Origin of the sequence: Methanofollis formosanus (assembly GCF_019633745.1) — an archaeon.
GTDB lineage: Archaea > Halobacteriota > Methanomicrobia > Methanomicrobiales > Methanofollaceae > Methanofollis > Methanofollis formosanus.
The window spans coordinates 2,839,881-2,857,046 of sequence record NZ_CP037968.1 but is presented as its reverse complement, the minus strand read 5'-3'; the positions used below and the strand labels follow the sequence as shown (position 1 = coordinate 2,857,046).

Annotated in this window: 15 protein-coding genes and 1 tRNA gene; 9 read left to right on the top strand and 7 right to left on the bottom strand. The window is 60.2% G+C overall.

The features are described 5' to 3' along the window. Positions 1–38: 38 nt before the first annotated feature. From E2N92_RS13645 to E2N92_RS13005, 4 genes are all read right to left on the bottom strand, one after another. The gene (locus E2N92_RS13645) at positions 39–3,143 is read right to left on the bottom strand and encodes a PKD domain-containing protein (RefSeq protein WP_246589236.1); all 3,105 of its coding nucleotides are present in this window, start codon (positions 3,141–3,143) and stop codon (positions 39–41) included. Between the two features lie 59 nt (positions 3,144–3,202). After that, on the bottom strand, positions 3,203–4,417 hold the full coding sequence (locus E2N92_RS13015; RefSeq protein WP_220681572.1) for a hypothetical protein: 1,215 nt from the start codon (positions 4,415–4,417) through the stop codon (positions 3,203–3,205). 826 nt (positions 4,418–5,243) lie between these two features. Further along, a complete protein-coding gene (locus E2N92_RS13010) occupies positions 5,244–5,639 on the bottom strand; it encodes a hypothetical protein (protein WP_220681571.1) in 396 nt (131 codons plus the stop codon). Positions 5,640–5,673: 34 nt separating this feature from the next. After that, complete coding sequence (locus tag E2N92_RS13005) at positions 5,674–6,636, bottom strand: radical SAM protein (protein ID WP_220681570.1); 963 nt, start codon at positions 6,634–6,636, stop codon at positions 5,674–5,676. Positions 6,637–6,775: 139 nt separating this feature from the next. Here E2N92_RS13005 and E2N92_RS13000 point away from each other — a divergent pair, with 139 nt between their 5' ends. Then, on the top strand, positions 6,776–7,012 hold the full coding sequence (locus tag E2N92_RS13000) for a hypothetical protein (RefSeq protein ID WP_220681569.1): 237 nt from the start codon (positions 6,776–6,778) through the stop codon (positions 7,010–7,012). 169 nt (positions 7,013–7,181) lie between these two features. Here the strand turns inward: E2N92_RS13000 and E2N92_RS12995 are convergent. The 3 genes from E2N92_RS12995 to E2N92_RS12985 form a co-directional block, all read right to left on the bottom strand. After that, positions 7,182–7,253: transfer RNA gene (locus E2N92_RS12995), tRNA-Thr, on the bottom strand. A gap of 133 nt (positions 7,254–7,386) precedes the next feature. Beyond that, positions 7,387–8,100 carry a sugar phosphate isomerase/epimerase family protein gene (locus tag E2N92_RS12990; protein ID WP_220681568.1) on the bottom strand — a complete coding sequence of 238 codons (714 nt, stop codon included), beginning with the start codon at positions 8,098–8,100 and terminating at the stop codon, positions 7,387–7,389. A gap of 61 nt (positions 8,101–8,161) precedes the next feature. Then, positions 8,162–8,842, bottom strand: a complete 681-nt coding sequence (locus tag E2N92_RS12985) for a hypothetical protein (RefSeq protein ID WP_220681567.1) — start codon at positions 8,840–8,842, stop codon at positions 8,162–8,164. Positions 8,843–9,941: 1,099 nt separating this feature from the next. Here E2N92_RS12985 and E2N92_RS12980 point away from each other — a divergent pair. The 8 genes from E2N92_RS12980 to flaJ are packed head-to-tail and all read left to right on the top strand — an operon-like array spanning position 9,942 to position 17,166. After that, the gene (locus E2N92_RS12980) at positions 9,942–10,505 is read left to right on the top strand and encodes an archaellin/type IV pilin N-terminal domain-containing protein (protein WP_220681566.1); all 564 of its coding nucleotides are present in this window, start codon (positions 9,942–9,944) and stop codon (positions 10,503–10,505) included. A gap of 12 nt (positions 10,506–10,517) precedes the next feature. After that, positions 10,518–11,126, top strand: coding sequence for an archaellin/type IV pilin N-terminal domain-containing protein (locus E2N92_RS12975; RefSeq protein ID WP_220681565.1), 609 nt, complete (start codon positions 10,518–10,520; stop codon positions 11,124–11,126). Positions 11,127–11,174: 48 nt separating this feature from the next. After that, positions 11,175–11,957 (top strand): hypothetical protein, encoded by a 783-nt coding sequence (locus E2N92_RS12970; RefSeq protein ID WP_220681564.1) that lies wholly within the window; start codon positions 11,175–11,177, stop codon positions 11,955–11,957. Between the two features lie 12 nt (positions 11,958–11,969). Beyond that, positions 11,970–12,455: a flagellin gene (locus tag E2N92_RS12965; RefSeq protein ID WP_220681563.1), complete on the top strand. Its 486-nt coding sequence runs from the start codon at positions 11,970–11,972 to the stop codon at positions 12,453–12,455. A 1-nt stretch (position 12,456) separates the two neighbouring features. Then, positions 12,457–12,939: a hypothetical protein gene (locus E2N92_RS12960; protein ID WP_220681562.1), complete on the top strand. Its 483-nt coding sequence runs from the start codon at positions 12,457–12,459 to the stop codon at positions 12,937–12,939. Positions 12,940–12,944: 5 nt separating this feature from the next. After that, the gene (gene arlH / locus E2N92_RS12955; RefSeq protein ID WP_220681561.1) at positions 12,945–13,685 is read left to right on the top strand and encodes an archaellum protein ArlH; all 741 of its coding nucleotides are present in this window, start codon (positions 12,945–12,947) and stop codon (positions 13,683–13,685) included. A gap of 1 nt (position 13,686) precedes the next feature. Beyond that, a complete protein-coding gene (locus E2N92_RS12950) occupies positions 13,687–15,561 on the top strand; it encodes a type II/IV secretion system ATPase subunit (RefSeq protein WP_220681560.1) in 1,875 nt (624 codons plus the stop codon). Positions 15,562–15,564: 3 nt separating this feature from the next. Beyond that, positions 15,565–17,166 carry an archaellar assembly protein FlaJ gene (gene flaJ, locus E2N92_RS12945; RefSeq protein WP_220681559.1) on the top strand — a complete coding sequence of 534 codons (1,602 nt, stop codon included), beginning with the start codon at positions 15,565–15,567 and terminating at the stop codon, positions 17,164–17,166.

Genomic DNA, 17,166 nt, shown 5'->3' with positions numbered 1-17,166 from the left:
CGACCGGGCAATGTATGGCGGGGTGCTGTTCACACCCTTCAGATCGTCTCTTCAGGCGTCATTTCTTCTTCCGGTGTCACTTCCTCTTCTGGCGTGATCACCTCCTCAGGCGTCACCTCTTCTTCCGGTGTCACTTCCTCCTCGGGCGTGATCTCCTCTCCTGGCGTGACGGTGATGTACCCCGCCTTCGTCTCGGTATCGGTCTCGGTCCCGTCGGAGACCGTCAATGAGACAGCATAGGTACCAGCAGCGGGGAAGGTGTAGGTCGGCGCCGGTTCGGTCGAGGTGTTCCCGTCGCCGAACTCCCACAGCCATGACGTCACCGCACCGACCGAGAGATCGGTGAAGGCTACCGCAAGCGGCGCGGGGCCCGAGGTCGGTGTGGCACTGAAGTCGGCGGAGAGTGGGACCACCGGTGCCGTCACCTCGATGTAGTCCTGCCGTTCGAACGAGTCCTCGGTCGTCCCGTCAGAGACCGTGAGGTTCACGGTGTACACTCCGGGTGCTGCATAGATATTGGTCGGGTTCTGCTCGGTCGAGGTGTTCCCGTCGCCGAAGTCCCACAGCCACGACGTCGGTGCACCCTCCGAGGTGTCAGTGAACGCTACCTCCAGCGGTGCGGCTCCTGAGGTCGGCGTGGCGCTGAAGTTTGCGGCGAGCACGATCGGCGGTGCCGTGACCTCGATGTAGTCCTGGCGCTCGAGCGAGTCTTCCGTTGTCCCGTCCGAGACCGTGAGGTTCACGGTGTACACTCCGGGCGCCGCATAGACATTGGTCGGGTTCTGCTCGGTCGAGGTGTTCCCGTCACCGAAGTCCCACAGCCAGGACGTCGGTGCACCCTCCGAGAGATCGGTGAAGTTCACCTCCAGCGGTGCGGTGCCGTTCTGCGGATCGGCCGTGAAATTTGCGGCGAGCACCGTCGGTGCGGCGGTGACGTTGATGTAGTCCACCTTTGTCTCGGTGTCGGTCTGCGTCCCGTCAGAGATGGTCAGGTTCACGGTGTACAGGCCAGACTGATTGTAGACATAGGTCAGGTTCTGCTCGGTCGAGGTGTTCCCGTCGCCGAACTCCCACAGCCAGGACGTCGGCGATCCGATCGAGGTGTCGGTGAAGTTCACCTCCAGCGGTGCAGTGCCGTTCCGCGGGTCGGCCGTGAAGTTCGCGTCGAAGGCCCCGGGTGTGACATTGAGTTCTCCCGTACTGGCCGTGAGCAGATACTCGTCCAGCGCCGTGCTCAGGACCCGCGCCTCATCGATGACGAGATCGGTCTGGCCGGCAAGGTCGCCGCGGACCGTCAGGGTGCAGAGCGTGATCTTCTCTTTCCCGGGATCGGTGATCCCCTTGACGCCCGAGAGCTGGACCGAGTCTGCCGGCAGCGGCGAGACCATGGGCCCTGACTTCACCCAGGGCGGCATCTCGACGTCCACGATCTCGGCGATCGCCGGGTCGGTGAGTCTGATGTCCATGAAGTAGAAGGCGATCCCCTTCTCGGCCCGGTCCATCACGACGTCATAGGTGGTGTTCTCCCCCTCGGCCACCTCTGCCTCTTTCGGGACAAAGGAGAGTCGCGCCTTGAGTTCTTCTGCAGAGACCTTGATGTACCCGACCTTCCTCTCGGTATCGGCCGATTTGCCGTCCGAGATAGTCAACGAGACGGTGTAAACCCCCGGTTTCGTGTAGGTGTGCGTCGGGAACTGGGCCGTCGACCCTTTCCCGTCGCCGAAGTCCCAGGCCCACGACGTCGGCGATCCGGTCGAGAGGTCGGTGAACGCCACGTCCAGCGGGGCGACACCGCTCCTCGGGAAGGCCTTGAAGTCCGCGTTCAGCGCCGGCGGCGGCGCGGGCCCTGGTCCGGGCGGTGGCGCCGGTGGCTCTTTCGGTCCGAGCCTGATGATGAAGGCGTCGAGCGTGCAGTTCGTGAGGTCGGTGAGATCCTCACAGATCCCGGTCTCGCCTCCGATCGCATAGCCGCCGTCGGCAGTCGCTATGATGGCGTGCGGATCGTTCTCGAACGGACCGATGGTGTAGAAGTTCCGCCACTCGATCTCGCCGGTCTCGTTGGTCCCGATAAGATAGACGGCGTTCTGCGGGTTGGCTGGCGGGTCGCAGTGGCATGCAAGGATAAAACCGCCTTCAGGTCTCTCGACAAGGTCTTCCGCCCAGAAAGTCTGCGAACAGGCGGTATAGATCCTGGCCCACTCGACCTGCCCCTCGGCGTCGGTCTTGATCATCGCGGCGGCCGCAGTCTCGGGTTTCTCGAAGACGACCCTGCCCGCGACGGCGTACCCCCCGTCGGCGGTCGAGACCACCTTCACCGACCTGAAGTCGCCCTCGGCCCCCTGCGAGGACCAGTTCATCTCACTGGCCGCGTAGTACCGCTCCCAGATCAGATCGCCGGTGGCGTTGGTCTTTCTGAGGAAGGCGTCAGTCGTCCCGTTGGTCAGGTCGACCGACGTCCCGGCGAAGACATAGTCCCCGTCATCGGTCTGCAGGACCGAGTACCCGGCATCGTCGATGTCCCTCATGTATCCATTCGCCCACTCCACGCCGCCGGTCTCGTTGGTCTTCACCAGATACGCGGCATTCGGCGCTGCCGGCGGGTTGTTCCGGCCGGTCAGGACAAAGCCCCCGTCATCGCAGACCGCGACATCCTGGACCGCCTCCCAGGTGGTGCTCACGTTCCCGGTCGGCCCGGTCCAGAGCACGGTGCCGTTCTCGTCGGTCCTGACCATCATCGCCCCGTCGGTCGATGCATTCGCCAGGTCGATGAGTCCGAAGCCCCCCAGGATATAGCCCCCGTCGAGGGTCTCCTTCACCGCGTTCGCCGTGTCGTATGCGGCGTAGTCGTAGGTCTTGTTCCAGAGCAGTGTGCCGTTCTCGTCGGTCTTTACCAGCAGCATGTCGCTGGTCGAACCATTCTGCACCTTCCCGGCAAGGATGAAATCGCTCTCGTTGGTCTCCTGGAGCGCATAGCCGTAGTCGTTGTAACCCGAGTCGTAGGTCATCTGCCAGCGCTCTTCCGGGATCTCCACGCCTGCTGCAATGCCGGTCAGGGCGAGCAGGACCGCGAACAGGATCAGGATGGCTGTCGCTATCCTGTACCTTCCCGGCCGGTACGTCCCGGCCGCGGATACTCTTCTCATCATTCCCCCTCCTGGTGGCGGGTGGATGGGGCCGGGAAGGGATAAAGGTAACTGGCCTCTTACCCGGTCTGCTCCTGCCCGGTCAGGAGGATGAAGAGGTCCAGGCTCTCCAGACCGGTCTCGGGGTCGATGGTCAGGGTCTCTCCCGTGACGGCATATCCACCCCCGGTGGTCACGATGATGCTGTGGGGATCATTATCAGAGGGATTGAGGAAACCCGGCGTGGCGTCGACCTCCCATTGAGACGTCCCGTTCTCGTCGGTCCGGATCAGGACGACCGCGTTGGTAGGGTTGGCGAGGGGGTCGAGGTAACAGGCAAGGACGAAACCGTCGTCGGGGGTCCGGACCAGCGATTCGGCCCAGAAGTCTCCGTCTCTCTGGTAGGTCCAGTTCCTCTCCATCGTCCCGTTCTCGTCGGTCAGGAGAAGCACCGCGGTGGAGACCGGTCGCTCCGGGAACGTCACTCCGCCCGCGACGGCATAGCCCCCGCCGGCCCTGCGGGCAAGGTCGGGAGCGATCATGAGGGCCCTGATGTCGCTGAAGACCGGCCAGATCTCGAGGGCCGGGAAAGTCCGGGTCCAGGTGAGGTTCCCGTCTGCCCCGGTCGTCAGCAGAAAGACCTCCTCTGAGGCGGAAGAAAGGCCGGCGACGGCGTACCCGCTCTCTCCTGCGGTCGCAAGGGCGGTGGCCCTGCTCTCGTTGAGGTCTTCATAGATCTGCACCCATTCGACATGACCGCTTTCGTTCGTCCGTATCAGGGCGGCCGTCTCCTCCCCGCCGGGTGCAAGGGCCGACCCCGCCAGCACATACCCGCCGTCGTCTGTCACGACGAGGTCGCGGACAGGGCCGTATTCGGTGACATTGATCCCCTCGGGTCCGGTCCAGAGAACCTCGCCCTCAGGTCCGGTGCCGATCAGCGCCGGGTGACCGTCTTCTTCGCCGGCCAGCACGTACCCGCCGTCGGCGGTCTGCCTGACGGCATAGGCGGCGTCCGCGCCGGAAAGCGCGTAGGTCCGGTTCCAGAGGACGCTGCCGTTCTCATCGGTCCGCAGGAGCAGCATCCTCTCAGACGATTCGTTTCGTGCCGTCCCGGCGACGGCATACCCACCCACTTCGACCTCGATGATGTCGGCACCCAACTCGTCGGCCCCACCGTCAAAGACGGTCCACTGCAGGGGACCGGGTGCTTCCGCCGCCGCCGTCCCGACACCACAGACCGCGGCGAGGCAGACGAGCAGCGCGACCGCACGCCATGATCGATATTCTCCTGCCATCTCTCATCTCTCCCTCCACATTGCGGCGGGAGATGACCTACTTCAGCAATAAAGATTGTCCCGATCTTCCCGGCCCTTCGCATCGGACGGTACCGGACGGGGGAGAAGATCGAGCGGTTCACGAAGAGCGACAGGGTGACAGAAGGACACCTCCCGGACCCCCCACGACGAAGATGGCCGGGGGGCGGCAATGGAACACGGTCTCCACCGATTCTCTCATCTTGGAAAGAGAGAGAGCAAGCGAAGAGAAATATTCCTCTCGTATGCTTGAGGTGTGATATCGTCTCATACCCAATTCTAAAAAGCCAGAGAGTCATTTTTTTCTTCGCGCCTGCTTTGCACCCGGCGCTTTCTCGCCGGCAGCCGCCGATCGATGATCGGAGTATGCATGCAGCGTACCCCCGGTCGTTTACACCCGCACCGGGATCACGGCCGGAGAGACCCGTCTCACGATCATCGGTGCCGGGTGTTCTCCGGATCGTGTGCAAATTATCAGGGGTAGCTGTACACACTTCTCTCTCTGTACTCTGTACACAGATCAAGGTCAGGATCGGTTCTTTTCCTCGGCCGTCACGTTGTCACCACCCTGGCGCGAACCGGGCGCGAGGGTGGAAGGATCGGGTCCGTCGTCGTCGGTTCAGACGTCCGCCTTCGCCGTCCACTCGCGGGAGACCGGGTGATCGAACGAGAGATCATTCTTGATCTCCCTGACCCGTGAGTACAATGATCTGACCTTTCGTGCCTCTCGAATCTTTTTTTGATGACCGAAAAGGGGCCCTGTAGAATCGGGCATGAACCTCTGGCTCAAGCATACGGGATGAAAATTTCATATTGCAGGTCTCCGGGGTGTGAGATGATCCTTGATCCTTCTCCTCGTGATAGGGGAAAGGCAGAGATCTCTTGACCTGCCGCCCCCTCCATCATCGAGTCTGTTTCGCCATCTCACGAGAAGATAACCGGGGGCGGCGAAGATTGGTGTGATGCCGCTGAAAAACGATCGGCCCTCTCCCTTCTGGATTCTCTCCTCAGGATCATGATACCAGGACGGCATGCCGATCAGAACATGCCGCCTCCTCTCGCACGATCGTTCCTGCCGTCTCGCGAGGAGATGAGGCGGGTGCGGCGATGGATTGAGGTCTCCACCGTTTTTCCTGTCCGAATATGGGAGATCAAGCGACGAGAAATTTTCATCCCGTATGCTTGAGGCGTGCTTTTTCCTCACGCCTAATCCTACAGATCTGTATCTACGGAACCTATTAATCCGATTCCGAGGCCGGACCTGATTGTCTGGGGCGGAAAAACGTCCCTCTTTCTTCGGCTTTCTCTTCGATCAGTTCTTCTTCGAGCAGGTACTGGATATATTTCCCGACCTCGTTTCTGTGCAGCCCGGTGATCCGGGCCAGGTCGTCGAGGGTGCAGGGCCGCCTTCGTACCATGGAGAGGATGAACTCCGAGGTCTCCAGGTGGAACGAGCCCACGGTCTCGCGCGAGGGGAGGTCGTCGATGATCTCGACGGGTGCGGTGGTGATGGCAGATGCGATCTCCCTGAGCCGCGTCTTCTCCGCGGGCCTGACCCAGACGGCGGCGCCGGGCCGGTCGAGGGTGTTCACCTGGACTTTGTCTGGTCTGATCCGTTCGACCGCCCTTGCAATCGCGGCGACCTCTTCGTCGCCGTCGTTGACGCCGGGGACGATGAAGACCTCGAGCCAGAGTGCACCTGCGTACTCCTCCCCGAACCGCACGATGCCGTCGATCACCGCCGCCGGGGTGATCGAGGGGTGCGCCCGGTGGATCTCCCTGAAGGCCTCGTCGGAGACGGCGGTGAGGGTCGGGACGACGAGGTCGGCCCTGAGAAGGGCGCGGCGCACTTCGGGATCGGAGAGGAGGCTGCCGTTGGTGAGGACGGCCACCCGGTACTCCGGAAACTCGTCCTTGATCATCCCGATCACCTCGCCGATCCCGGTGTGGAGCGTCGGTTCTCCTGACCCGGCGAGAGTGAGGTAGTCGAGGGCGGGGGAGGTGGCGAGGTACGCGCGCAGTTCCCGGATCACCTCGTCGGTCGGGACGTACTCTTTTCGCTCGACGGTGAGGCGAGTCGTCGGGCCGCACTCGCAGTAGACACAGTTGTATGAGCAGGTCTTGAATGGTATGAGATCGACCCCGAGCGAGACCCCGAGACGTCTGGACGGGACCGGGCCGAAGAGATGATGGTAAGTCATAATCTGCTCTCTGGATCTGACCTGTTCGATGAAAAAGCGTTCTGTCCCGGCATCCTCGATGGTCGTCCCCGCGAGCATGGGCACGAAGGTATAATAACGCAGAAGCCCCTGCCCCGCATGGTTATGGGGAGTGGCCCGGATGAATGACAGTTTCGACAGCACCTATATCATCAGAAAGGAACGCTTCGATGAGTTTCTGGCCGACGTCGAGGGCCTGGCGCTGACGGCCTATACGGTGCCCGCGTTCACCGCGCTGGACCTGTACCTGCTCATCGACATGAACCGGGACATTGCGGTGCGGGTGGTGTGGCGGCCCGAGACGACCGTGAAGGAGATCAAGGCTCTGGATGCGAAGTGGTTCCTGGAGGATTACTGATATCATGAAAGGGTGGACGCCGCCCGAGTCGCCTGTCTGATATGCGCGCCGCGGTCAATCGCCGCGGCACCGCCTCTGCTCTCCAGGGATGCAGAGGAGGGAATGGATTTCGCGAACAAAACGAATGCTGCAGAAAAACACCGAAAAGAACCGAACAAAAGCAAATGAGAGCCTCGGGCGGGAATCGAACCCGCGACCTCTTCCTTACCAAGGAAGCGCGATACCGCTATGCCACCGAGGCACCTGTTCATCCTGCAGGTGACCGGGTCACCCGTGCACAGATGCATTACATAGGTGGTCGTATCTCCTATAAAATGGTGTTGATTGTTCCAGATATGAAAAAGAATAATATCCTGCGTATATTGTGGAGATATCTATCCATATAACTCTTCAAGCCTCTTCATGCTCTCGATGGCGCCTTCGATCCCCTTCACCTCGATCACCGGGTCGACACCGTCTCTCCTGACCGCCTCCATCACCGCGGCGAAATCGATGGTCCCGGTGCCCACCGGCGAGTGCGTGTCGGCACTCCCGTCATTGTCATGGAGATGGACGTGGGCGATCGGGTGGTCGAGGAAGGCAGGGAGACACTTCCGAATGTTTGCATGCCCTACGTCGAGGACAAAACCCACATCGCCGGGGAGCGGGAGTTCGTCGGGCGTCTGGAGGAGGAAGAACTCCCATGCCATGTTCTCCACCGCATACCGAATCGACCGCTCCTCCGCCGCCGCCGAGAGTTCGTCCAGCGACCGTCCGAACTGCCGGCGCGCCCTCTCTCTGTCGGCCTCCCACGCGAAGTAGCCCGGGTGGATGACCACATCGGCGTTCACTTCCGCCGCAATGGAGAAACAGTCGGTGATAACCTCGACGCTCGCCCGCCGGATCGGTTCGAGGGTGCTGGCGATGTTGACGCTCCGGGAGGGAGCATGGATGGTGTAGCGCAGGTCATGGGAGAGGAGGGGTTCTGCGCTCTCGATGAAGTGAAGCCCGTCGTCCATCACCTCGACATATCCAGTCAGGGCCGCGATCCGGTCCAGCGCCTCGGTGAGGGGACGGTCGTAGAGGGCGTAGGTGGAGATCCCGTACATAAGAGAGAATGAAACACGGGATGATAAAAAAGAGTGTGCCGGGGGTGAGCGGCCTGCCGGCCTAGGTCTCCTCTGGCCCGACGTACCGCTCAGGCACCATGATCTCGAGGTCATAGGACCTGATGCAGCGGGTGTTGATTACAAACCAGTAGTCGCCGCTGCCCTCATAGAACTGTTCGGTCCAGCCGCTCTTTGTGTCGCCCCTGGTGACATTGCCGCTCTTGAAGTCGGTGTACGGGTGGGAGAGGATCCGCACGAACCGGTTGGGATCGTTTGCGTCCATCACCTGGACATTGAAGAAACAGTACTCGGTGTTGTACGGGTCGGCATCGTACCAGAGTTCCCAGTACGGGTACGGGATGTGGATGATCTCGGTCGTGCCGCTCCCTTCGCCATGGACCTCCGCATAGGTCGTCATCTTGTTGTTTGGCCGCGACGAGGTGGGGAACTTGACCGCCTGTAAGGTCGGGTCGTCCGAGATATTGATGCTGTACGATCCGGGGTCCACAAACCCGATCTCCCTCGGTTTCCCGTCCCAGGTAGGCGTCGGCGTGGGCATCGGTGTCTGGGCCGGGGCCACGGTCACCGTGGGCGTCGGGATGACGCCGACGCCCGCCTCCCCTCCTGCGCCTGGTATGGCCTGGCCGGGCGTCTCTCCCTGGACCATCGGCTTTACGACAAAAGCGACGATGATCACAATGGCGATCCCGGCCACCAGGCTGATTATGTCTTCCTTCTCCATCTCTCTGCTCTCGATCTATGTGAAGCCTTGCCATATAATAATGCTTCCATCTTTGAATTTGCGGCTTTGCCAGGATTTGTCGAAACCATGCCCCAGATTTGATGAAAATGGGATGAACTCCAACGGGCTCAGGAATACCAACGCTGTTGAATCAGGCATGAGCCGAAAGTACGCCTCAAGCATACCTGGAGGTCATCCCAAAACTCTTCAGTCCTCCCCCTCTCAGAAGAGAGCGATGGATGTGAAGAAAATATCCTCCCCTTTTCGTTGCACACCCATGCATTCATGCCTTCCCACACCACCGCGCCGGGGGCTCTGCCCCCGGACCCCCTGGATTGCGATTGGAGCGGGAAGGCAGAGCGATGATCGTGAAGACAGGATGCGATCCCCAGCCAATCTTCATCGGCGGGGGGTCGGGGGGCGGCCAGCCCCCCGGTGGAGGAGAGGGTTCAAAATTTCTGGAAGGAAGCGCTTCGGTTCGAGGAGATGGCCGCCCCGGGTGAGTTTTGGGATATGCTCCTGATGAAAATCTCATATCGCAGTCCTCAAGGGAGTGGAAGGATCGATCCCTGACCCTTCTCCTTGCGACAGGGCAACGGTCAGAAATCTCTGAGCCTGCCGCCCCCGCCCATCCTCACCGTGGGGGTTTCCGGGGGGCAATGCCCCCCGGCGCGAGACGGCGGAGAAGAGTTTGCGATGGAGAGCCGCCGCCTGATCATCACGCCTTCTCCAGCATACGCACCGGGGACAGCGCTCCCCGCGCGATCGATGCGGCATTGTAGGTATTCGAAGGACCGACCCCACAGAAGGAAAAGGATTCTTACGGCTTTATTTTATGAAAGATTCCAATTATACCATTCATTTAATCCACAGCGAAACCGAGGATAATGATCTGACCCCGGCACCCGTGCAGGGGCCGCCCTTTTTTATCGCCAATAAATTATTTATATCTGCATTCTCAGGTTAAATTGTGATTATCGAGTGTAAAACCCAAAATTAGTACTCAAATTAAATAGTAAACTATATATCTACAAACACAAATCAACTGATTAGGAATGTTGGACGGGTCCAACGTTCACTGATCACTTAGGGTGAAGTTATGAGAAAAATCGGAAGCAATGATGAGGCATTCACCGGTCTCGAGGCTGCGATCGTCCTGATCGCGTTCGTCGTCGTGGCCGCGGTGTTCTCATACGTCATGCTCGGCGCCGGGTTCTTCACCTCGCAGAAGAGCCAGGAAGTCGTCCACACCAGTGTGGCGCAGACGAGCTCATCTATGGATATCGCGGGCTCCGTCATTGGCAACGCAACGGTTAACGACAAAATTGGAAATGTCACCTTTTATGTCCAGTTGACCTCTGGTGGTTCACCTGTTGACATTGACGAGGTTGCCTATGTTCTCTCTACGAAGGACGAACTCGCGATCCTTGAACCGGGGAACGCCAACGTCGTAATCGACAAGGCCGTCAAAGGTGACGGGGACGATCTCCTTGAGAAGAACGAGATGATGAAGATCACGGTCAATGCAAAAGGTGCCCCCGTGGACATCGGGCCCAGTGCCAAGTTCACCATCGATGTCAAGCCCTCTGTCGGTGCAGCACTGCCGATCGTGAGACACGCGCCTCCGGGCATCGTTGCCGGAGAGTATTACGAGCTCGTGTGAGGTGAAATAGAAATGAAGTTCATGAGAAATGAAGAAGGTTTCACCGGTCTCGAGGCTGCGATCGTCCTGATCGCCTTTGTTGTCGTGGCCGCTGTGTTCTCGTATGTCATGCTCGGCGCCGGGTTCTTCACCTCGCAGAAGAGCCAGGAAGTCGTCCACAGCAGTGTGGCGCAGGCCAGTTCGAGCGTCGAGGTCGTTGGCAATGTTATCGGTCTTGGGGATGGTAGCAACCATGTTGATTATGTTGACTTCACCATCGCCACGACCGCTGGCGGGAGTGCTTTCGACCTGAACAACCTTGTGATGACCTACTGGGACCAGAAACACAGTTCAGTCATCACAAATTCCACGAAGATCACGCCCACCGGCATCACCCTCGACACCACCAAAACTCTCACCGCAGGGCAGTGGGGCGTCATTAAGTACATGAACGACCAGGACGGCGGCTCCTATGACTCGATTGTAGAGCCCGGCGAACAGGTTGTCATTGAAGTTGCGATCCCGAACGACCTTGGCGTCAACGAGGCGTTTGCCATCGAATTGAAACCTGCAGTCGGTGCGACCCTCCAGGTCAAGAGGACCACCCCGCCGCAGATCGACGATGTGAACGTCCTCTACTAACCCCCTTTTTTTGAGGTGCGCCTCTCCAGAAGGGAATGGTGACGTGGAATGACGGTGAACCAGGCACAGGTTGATCAAATTCTCAGCGCCGCGTCGGCTGACGATCCTGAGGTCAAACTCGCGAACCTTGAGCGCGAGGTCGACCTCATCAAGTCTTCGATCAAAAAGCTCCTCATCGACATCAGGGAGCGGATGAACGAGATGGAGAACCCCTTCGTCTTTGCCGCACACGGACTGGCCCCGGCGCCCGCCATGGAGGCGGCAGACGCCGAAGAAGAAATCGAAGAAGAGGAAGAAGAAGAGGCGGTCGAGACCAAACCGAAAAAACAGAAAAAACCCGACCTTGCCGCCGACCTCGCCGGCCTCCAGGCCGACAGCGAGATGCTCGCGGCACTCCAGGCGCAGATGGCCGCCGCGCAGCCCCTGCCCCCAGAGCACCCCAAACAGAGCAAACTCCGGCTCCAGAAAGTCCACCGGCTCTTTGAATGGACCGGCAAGGCCGTCAGGAAATACGGCCTCGACCGCCTCGAGATCATGCTCGACTCGTACTCCTCGATGGGCTACCTGGAAGGCGACGAGATCGCCCAGGTCAAGGAGATCGCCAGGCTCATGCCCCCGTCTCTCGGCGAGGCCGACGAGATCAAGGCAGAAGAGTTCGTCTCCGAACTCTACGTCCTCAACCGTATCCTCGACCCCAACGACACCACCCTCGACCGGGACATGATCCAGGTGCTGATGGACAACAAGCGCGCCGGCGTCGAAGCCGCCAGAGAAGAGCACACCGATAAAGAAAGTAGTGAGGACTGGATTCAGTCGCTGGAACGGATCTAAGGGACATGATGGATGTCGAGCGAGACCATTACCACCGCAATTTTTCTGATCACCGCAGTCGTAGCCGCTGCGGTGCTCGTCAACGCGATCTTTCCCATCATCTACACCGTCTCTGACTCGGCAGGCTCGGCATCCCATGCCGCAGACCAAAGGCTCAGGACCGACTTCAAGATCATCAACACCTTTGCAACGGCCGGCGGGCAGGACGCCAAGATCTGGCTCAAAAATATCGGATCTTCGCGGCTCTCGGCCGGAGAACTGAAGTCCTCCGACATCTTCATCGGCGTCCCCGGGAACTTCGACCGCGCCGCGTACGGCACCGACTGGCAGTACACCATCCTCGACGGCGCCGACGACTCCTGGCTCCCCGGGGAGACCGTCCGCATCGACATCACCGACAACGCCCTTCTCCCCGACACCGAGGGAGAGACCGTCTACTTCCAGGTCGTCCTGCCGGGGGGTGCGGCCAGGACAAAAGAGTTCACGGCAGGGGTGTGATATGGGCGCGGCATCGGTGATCGCATCCGCCATCTCCATCGTCCTCATCGTCGTCGTGGCCTACGTGGTGATGGGGGGCGTGCTCATCACCGCCGAGACGGTCGCCGACGCCCAGAGCGCGCGGCTGCAGCAGGAAGAACTCCGCCTCCACACCGGGATCGAGATCACCGGCTACACCCTCAACCAGGGCACCTCGACCCTGTACCTCAACCTGACGAACACCGGCAGCGAACCGGTGCTCACCTACGACCAGATGGTCGTCTTCACCGCCGCAGCAAACACTTCTCCTGTCTACTACCCCTACGAACCGGCAGGAGGGGCGGGGACCTGGTCCTGGCTCACGATCAGCCCGGACCTCGTCCACCCCAAACAACTCGACCCCGACGAGGCGATGAACCTCTCGGTCAGGTACACCGGCGACCGCCCTGACTGGGCCCAGGTGACCACCCCGAACGGAATTTCCGACTCGATATATCTGAGGTGAGAGAGATGGAAGACAACGGATCACTCGGAGACCTCCTTGGAGGATCAGACAGAAAGATCCTCTCCACAGGGAACAACGAATTGGACAAGAAGATCGCCGACGGCCTGCCCCTCGAGTCGCTCACCCTCATCGAAGGGGAGAACGACACCGGCAAGAGCGTGCTTACCCAGCAGATCGTCTGGGGCGCGATGAAACAGGGGCTCAACGTCGACCTCTTCACCACCGAGAACACCACCAAGAGTTTCATCAACCAGATGGAGTCGATGAGCCTGGACATCTCCGACTACTTTGCCTGGGGATATATGCGGATCTTTCCCCTGCACACCGTCGGTTTCGAGTGGAAAAAAGAGGACATGCAGGGCATCCTCCAGGCCATCATCACGCAGATCCAGCGGAGCAAGGCAGAGGTTGCGGTCATCGACTCCCTCACCCTCTTCACCGAGTACGCCTCCACCGACATGATCCTCACCTTCTTCACCAACTGCAAGAACCTCGTCGATCACGGCAAGACGATCCTCATCACCCTGCACACCTACGCCTTCGAGGCCGACACGCTGGTGCGGATCCGCTCCATCTGCGACGCCCACCTCTTCATGAAGAAGGCGCTCGTCGGCGACAAATACGTAATGATGCTTGAGGTCGTAAAAGTACGCGGGGCACAGCGGACCACCGGCAACATCGTCAGTTTCGAGGTCCACCCGGGGTACGGCATGAAGATCATCCCGATGACCTACGCGAAGGTCTGACATGAGTACAGGCACAGGACTCTCCATCTCGGCATTCCTCCCCTTCAAACCTGAAGCAAACGAGGACCTGAGCGGCTGCTATGCCGACATCGAGTCCTCGGCCCTGTACCGGATGCTCCCCTCCAATGCGCGGGAGTATGTCAAGCAGAGTCCTCACCTCCTCGAGTACCTCAACATCTTCCCGGTGAACCAGTACGGGATCCCGCTCTTCTTCTCAGAACTCGGGCGGGACGCCAAAAACATCGAGAACCTCAACCTCATCTACCCCGCCGACGGCGACACCTTCATCCATATCCTCCAGGACCCCAACGACGTCCGGAATTACTATATCCCGATCGAGCCCTCCTTCCTCCACAGCGTCGGGTTCCTGATGCCTGCGGTCGAGGCGCGGCTTATCGACCTCCTGGACGCCCTGGATACCGACCCGATCACCAACGAGGAGCGGACGGCGGTCCTGAAGAAACTGATCAGAGAGATCGTGTACATCCAGGAACCGGGCACAGAGATCAGTGCCGACCTCCTCGGCGGCGGCGGCCAGAAGACCTCGGTCAAGGACAGGATCGTCACCTTCCTCAACACCGACTTCTCGGCAAAGAAGAAGCTCGACACCAGCGAGGTGGACAGAGGGATCACCAGGCTCCCTGACGGGCGGATCGTGGTCACCCCCCAGGAGTACCGGGCCCTCGAGTACATGATGGTCAGGGACAAGATCGAGATGGGCATCCTCAAGCCCTTCCTCTCAGACCCCTATATCGAGGATATCACCTGCGACGGCGTCGGCCCGATCTTCATCGAGCACAAGACCTTCAAGGGACTCAAGTCGGTGATCGGGTTCACCGAGTCCTCAACCCTCGACCACTTCGTCATCAAGATGGCCGAGCGGATCAAGAAACCGATCACCTACCGCAACCCGGTGGTGGACGCCACCCTCCCGGACGGTTCTCGTATCAACATCGTGTACGGCAGCGACATCAGCCGGCACGGGAGCAACTTCACGATCAGGAAAGTGAACGAGGAACCCCTCTCCATCCTCCACCTCATCAGTTCCAAGACCTGCGACTACATGGTCGCGGCGTACCTCTGGATCTGCCTGGAGTTCGGGATGTCCCTCTTCGTGAGCGGGGAGACGGCAAGCGGGAAGACGACCACCCTCAACGCGATCACCACCTTCCTCCCGCCCGAGAACAAGATCGTGACCATCGAGGATACCCCCGAACTGACCGTGCCGCACAAGAACTGGACGCGCGAGGTCGCGAAGGGCAAGGGCAAGGGCGAAGGCGAGGGTTCGGACGTGACGATGTTCGACCTCCTGAAGGCCGCCCTCCGTCAGCGCCCCAACCAGATCCTGGTGGGCGAGATCCGTGGTGTCGAGGGGAGCGTCGCCTTCTCGGCCATGCAGACCGGCCACCCGGTCATGAGCACCTTCCACGCCGCGTCGGTGGAGAAGTTGATCCAGCGTCTCTGCGGTGACCCGATCAGCATCCCCAAGACCCACGTCGACAACCTCAACATCGTCATCATCCAGAGTGCGGTCCGCAGGCCCGGCGGCGGGACGGTGCGGCGGATGCTCAGCATCAACGAACTCGTCGGCTACGATCCCCAGACGCAGGGTTTCTCCTTTGTCGAGATGTTCCACTGGGACCCGGTCACCGACGAGCACGTCTTCTGCGGGCACGGGAGCAGTTTCCTGCTTGAGAACAAGATCGCCACCCTCCTCGGTATCCCGGAGAGCAAGAGAAACGAGATCTACTTCGAGGTCGAAAAACGGGCGAAGATCCTGCAGAGGCTCAACGATGCCGGGTATATCCGGTTCTGGGACCTCTTCCATATGATCGCCAAGATCAAGAAACAGGGTCTCCTCAAGATCGAGGTCTGAGAGATGTTCGAGTCGGTGAAGAGCAAACTCGCCGAGAAGAACGGCGGGCAGATCCCCTTCGAGGGCGAGATCGAGACGGTGAAAGATAAAATCGCCCAGATCTCCGAGAACAAGAAGATGGAAGGGGACCTGGTCTTCATGACGACGTACATGGCCTCGGCGATGACCGCCGACGTCTCCAGACCCGAACTCTTCGAGTACACCGCCCACCGGTACGAGTACATCTCGACAAGGTACATCCAGAAGGTCGTCTTCTACGTCAAACGCTGGAACTACGGGTATGCCGAGGGGCTCAGGATGGTGGCCGACCGAGTCAACAACGACATGCTCAGGAGCATGTTCAACCGGTACGCCAACTCCATCGAGTCGGGTGTGCCGGACGCCGATTTCCTGGAGATGGAACTGGGCACCGCCCGCAACGTCTATCGCAACACCTTCGAGCAGGGCTTTGAGATGCTGAAGAAGTGGGGCGACGCCTATATCGCCCTCCTCTTCTCCTCAATGTTGGTGGCGATCATCATCATGATCTCGGTCGCGATCTACGCGCCGAGCGGGATCGAAACCGCCCTCAACACGGCCTACGCCCTGGTCCTGCTCACCTCGGGCTTCGGCGTCGCCCTGATGTACCGCGCCGTCCCGGTCGACGAGAAGACCATCAACCGTTCGATGAACCACTGGTGTTCGCGCGAACAGGCGATGATCGACAGGTTGCAGAAACCGATCCTTGCGATCACCACGCTCGGCGTCCTCCTCCTGCTTCTTGCCGGGGTGAACACCGGGATGGTCTACCTGATGATCGGTCTCCTGCTCGCCCCCCTCGGGATCATCGGTTATATCGACAACCACAATGTGATTCTGAGGGACGAGGACTTCCCGGCATTTATCAGGGGTGTGGGATCGATCATGGAGGGGAAGGGCACCACCATGGTCGAGGCGATCCGGGAGGTCGACCGCAAGTCGCTCGTCGCTCTCGAACCCCTCATCAACTCGGCCTATACGAAGTTGAACCTGGGCCTCGACGAGGCCCTGACCTGGGAACGGTTCATCGGCGACTGCGGCACAAACCTCATCGCGAAGTACATGAACATCTTCCGTGACTCGGTCGCCCTCGGCGGCGCCCCCGGGGTCATCGGCAAGATCGTGGGATCCTCCATGCTCTCGCAGGTGCTCCTGCGCAGGAAGCGCGATATGGTGGCGACCGGGTTCATCGTCCTCCTCGTGCCCATGCACATCGCCATGGTCGGGATCTTCCTGGCCCTGTACGAGATCCTCCACACGATGTCGGACGCCATCACCGAGGTGATGGCGTCGCTGGGCGACAACCAGGCGGCCCTCACCTCCTCGGACTCGATCGCGGGTTCGATGATGGGCTCGATGAATATGTTCGTCAACTTCCCCGAGGACAAGATGATCCCCTTCGTGATGATCATCCTTCTCTTGATCACGCTGGCCAACATCGTCGCGGGCAAGATCGTGATGGGCGGCGACCGGTACATGGTCTACTTCCTCTCGGCCCTCCTCTTCACCATCACCGGAGCGCTCATCCTCCTCGTACCCCCGGTCATCCAGATGTTCTTCCAGATTCCCCAGTTTGGAGCGGTTTAA

Coding starts and splice junctions, on each gene's coding strand:
- E2N92_RS12950 (WP_220681560.1), top strand. CDS start 13,687: ATGAGTACAGGCACAGGACTCTCCATCTCGGCATTCCTCCCCTTCAAA.
- E2N92_RS13000 (WP_220681569.1), top strand. CDS start 6,776: ATGAATGACAGTTTCGACAGCACCTATATCATCAGAAAGGAACGCTTC.
- E2N92_RS12970 (WP_220681564.1), top strand. CDS start 11,175: ATGACGGTGAACCAGGCACAGGTTGATCAAATTCTCAGCGCCGCGTCG.
- E2N92_RS12975 (WP_220681565.1), top strand. CDS start 10,518: ATGAAGTTCATGAGAAATGAAGAAGGTTTCACCGGTCTCGAGGCTGCG.
- E2N92_RS13005 (WP_220681570.1), bottom strand. CDS start 6,636: ATGACTTACCATCATCTCTTCGGCCCGGTCCCGTCCAGACGTCTCGGG.
- flaJ (WP_220681559.1), top strand. CDS start 15,565: ATGTTCGAGTCGGTGAAGAGCAAACTCGCCGAGAAGAACGGCGGGCAG.
- E2N92_RS13645 (WP_246589236.1), bottom strand. CDS start 3,143: ATGAGAAGAGTATCCGCGGCCGGGACGTACCGGCCGGGAAGGTACAGG.
- E2N92_RS13015 (WP_220681572.1), bottom strand. CDS start 4,417: ATGGCAGGAGAATATCGATCATGGCGTGCGGTCGCGCTGCTCGTCTGC.
- E2N92_RS12985 (WP_220681567.1), bottom strand. CDS start 8,842: ATGGAGAAGGAAGACATAATCAGCCTGGTGGCCGGGATCGCCATTGTG.
- E2N92_RS12980 (WP_220681566.1), top strand. CDS start 9,942: ATGAGAAAAATCGGAAGCAATGATGAGGCATTCACCGGTCTCGAGGCT.
- E2N92_RS12960 (WP_220681562.1), top strand. CDS start 12,457: ATGGGCGCGGCATCGGTGATCGCATCCGCCATCTCCATCGTCCTCATC.
- E2N92_RS12990 (WP_220681568.1), bottom strand. CDS start 8,100: ATGTACGGGATCTCCACCTACGCCCTCTACGACCGTCCCCTCACCGAG.
- arlH (WP_220681561.1), top strand. CDS start 12,945: ATGGAAGACAACGGATCACTCGGAGACCTCCTTGGAGGATCAGACAGA.
- E2N92_RS12965 (WP_220681563.1), top strand. CDS start 11,970: ATGTCGAGCGAGACCATTACCACCGCAATTTTTCTGATCACCGCAGTC.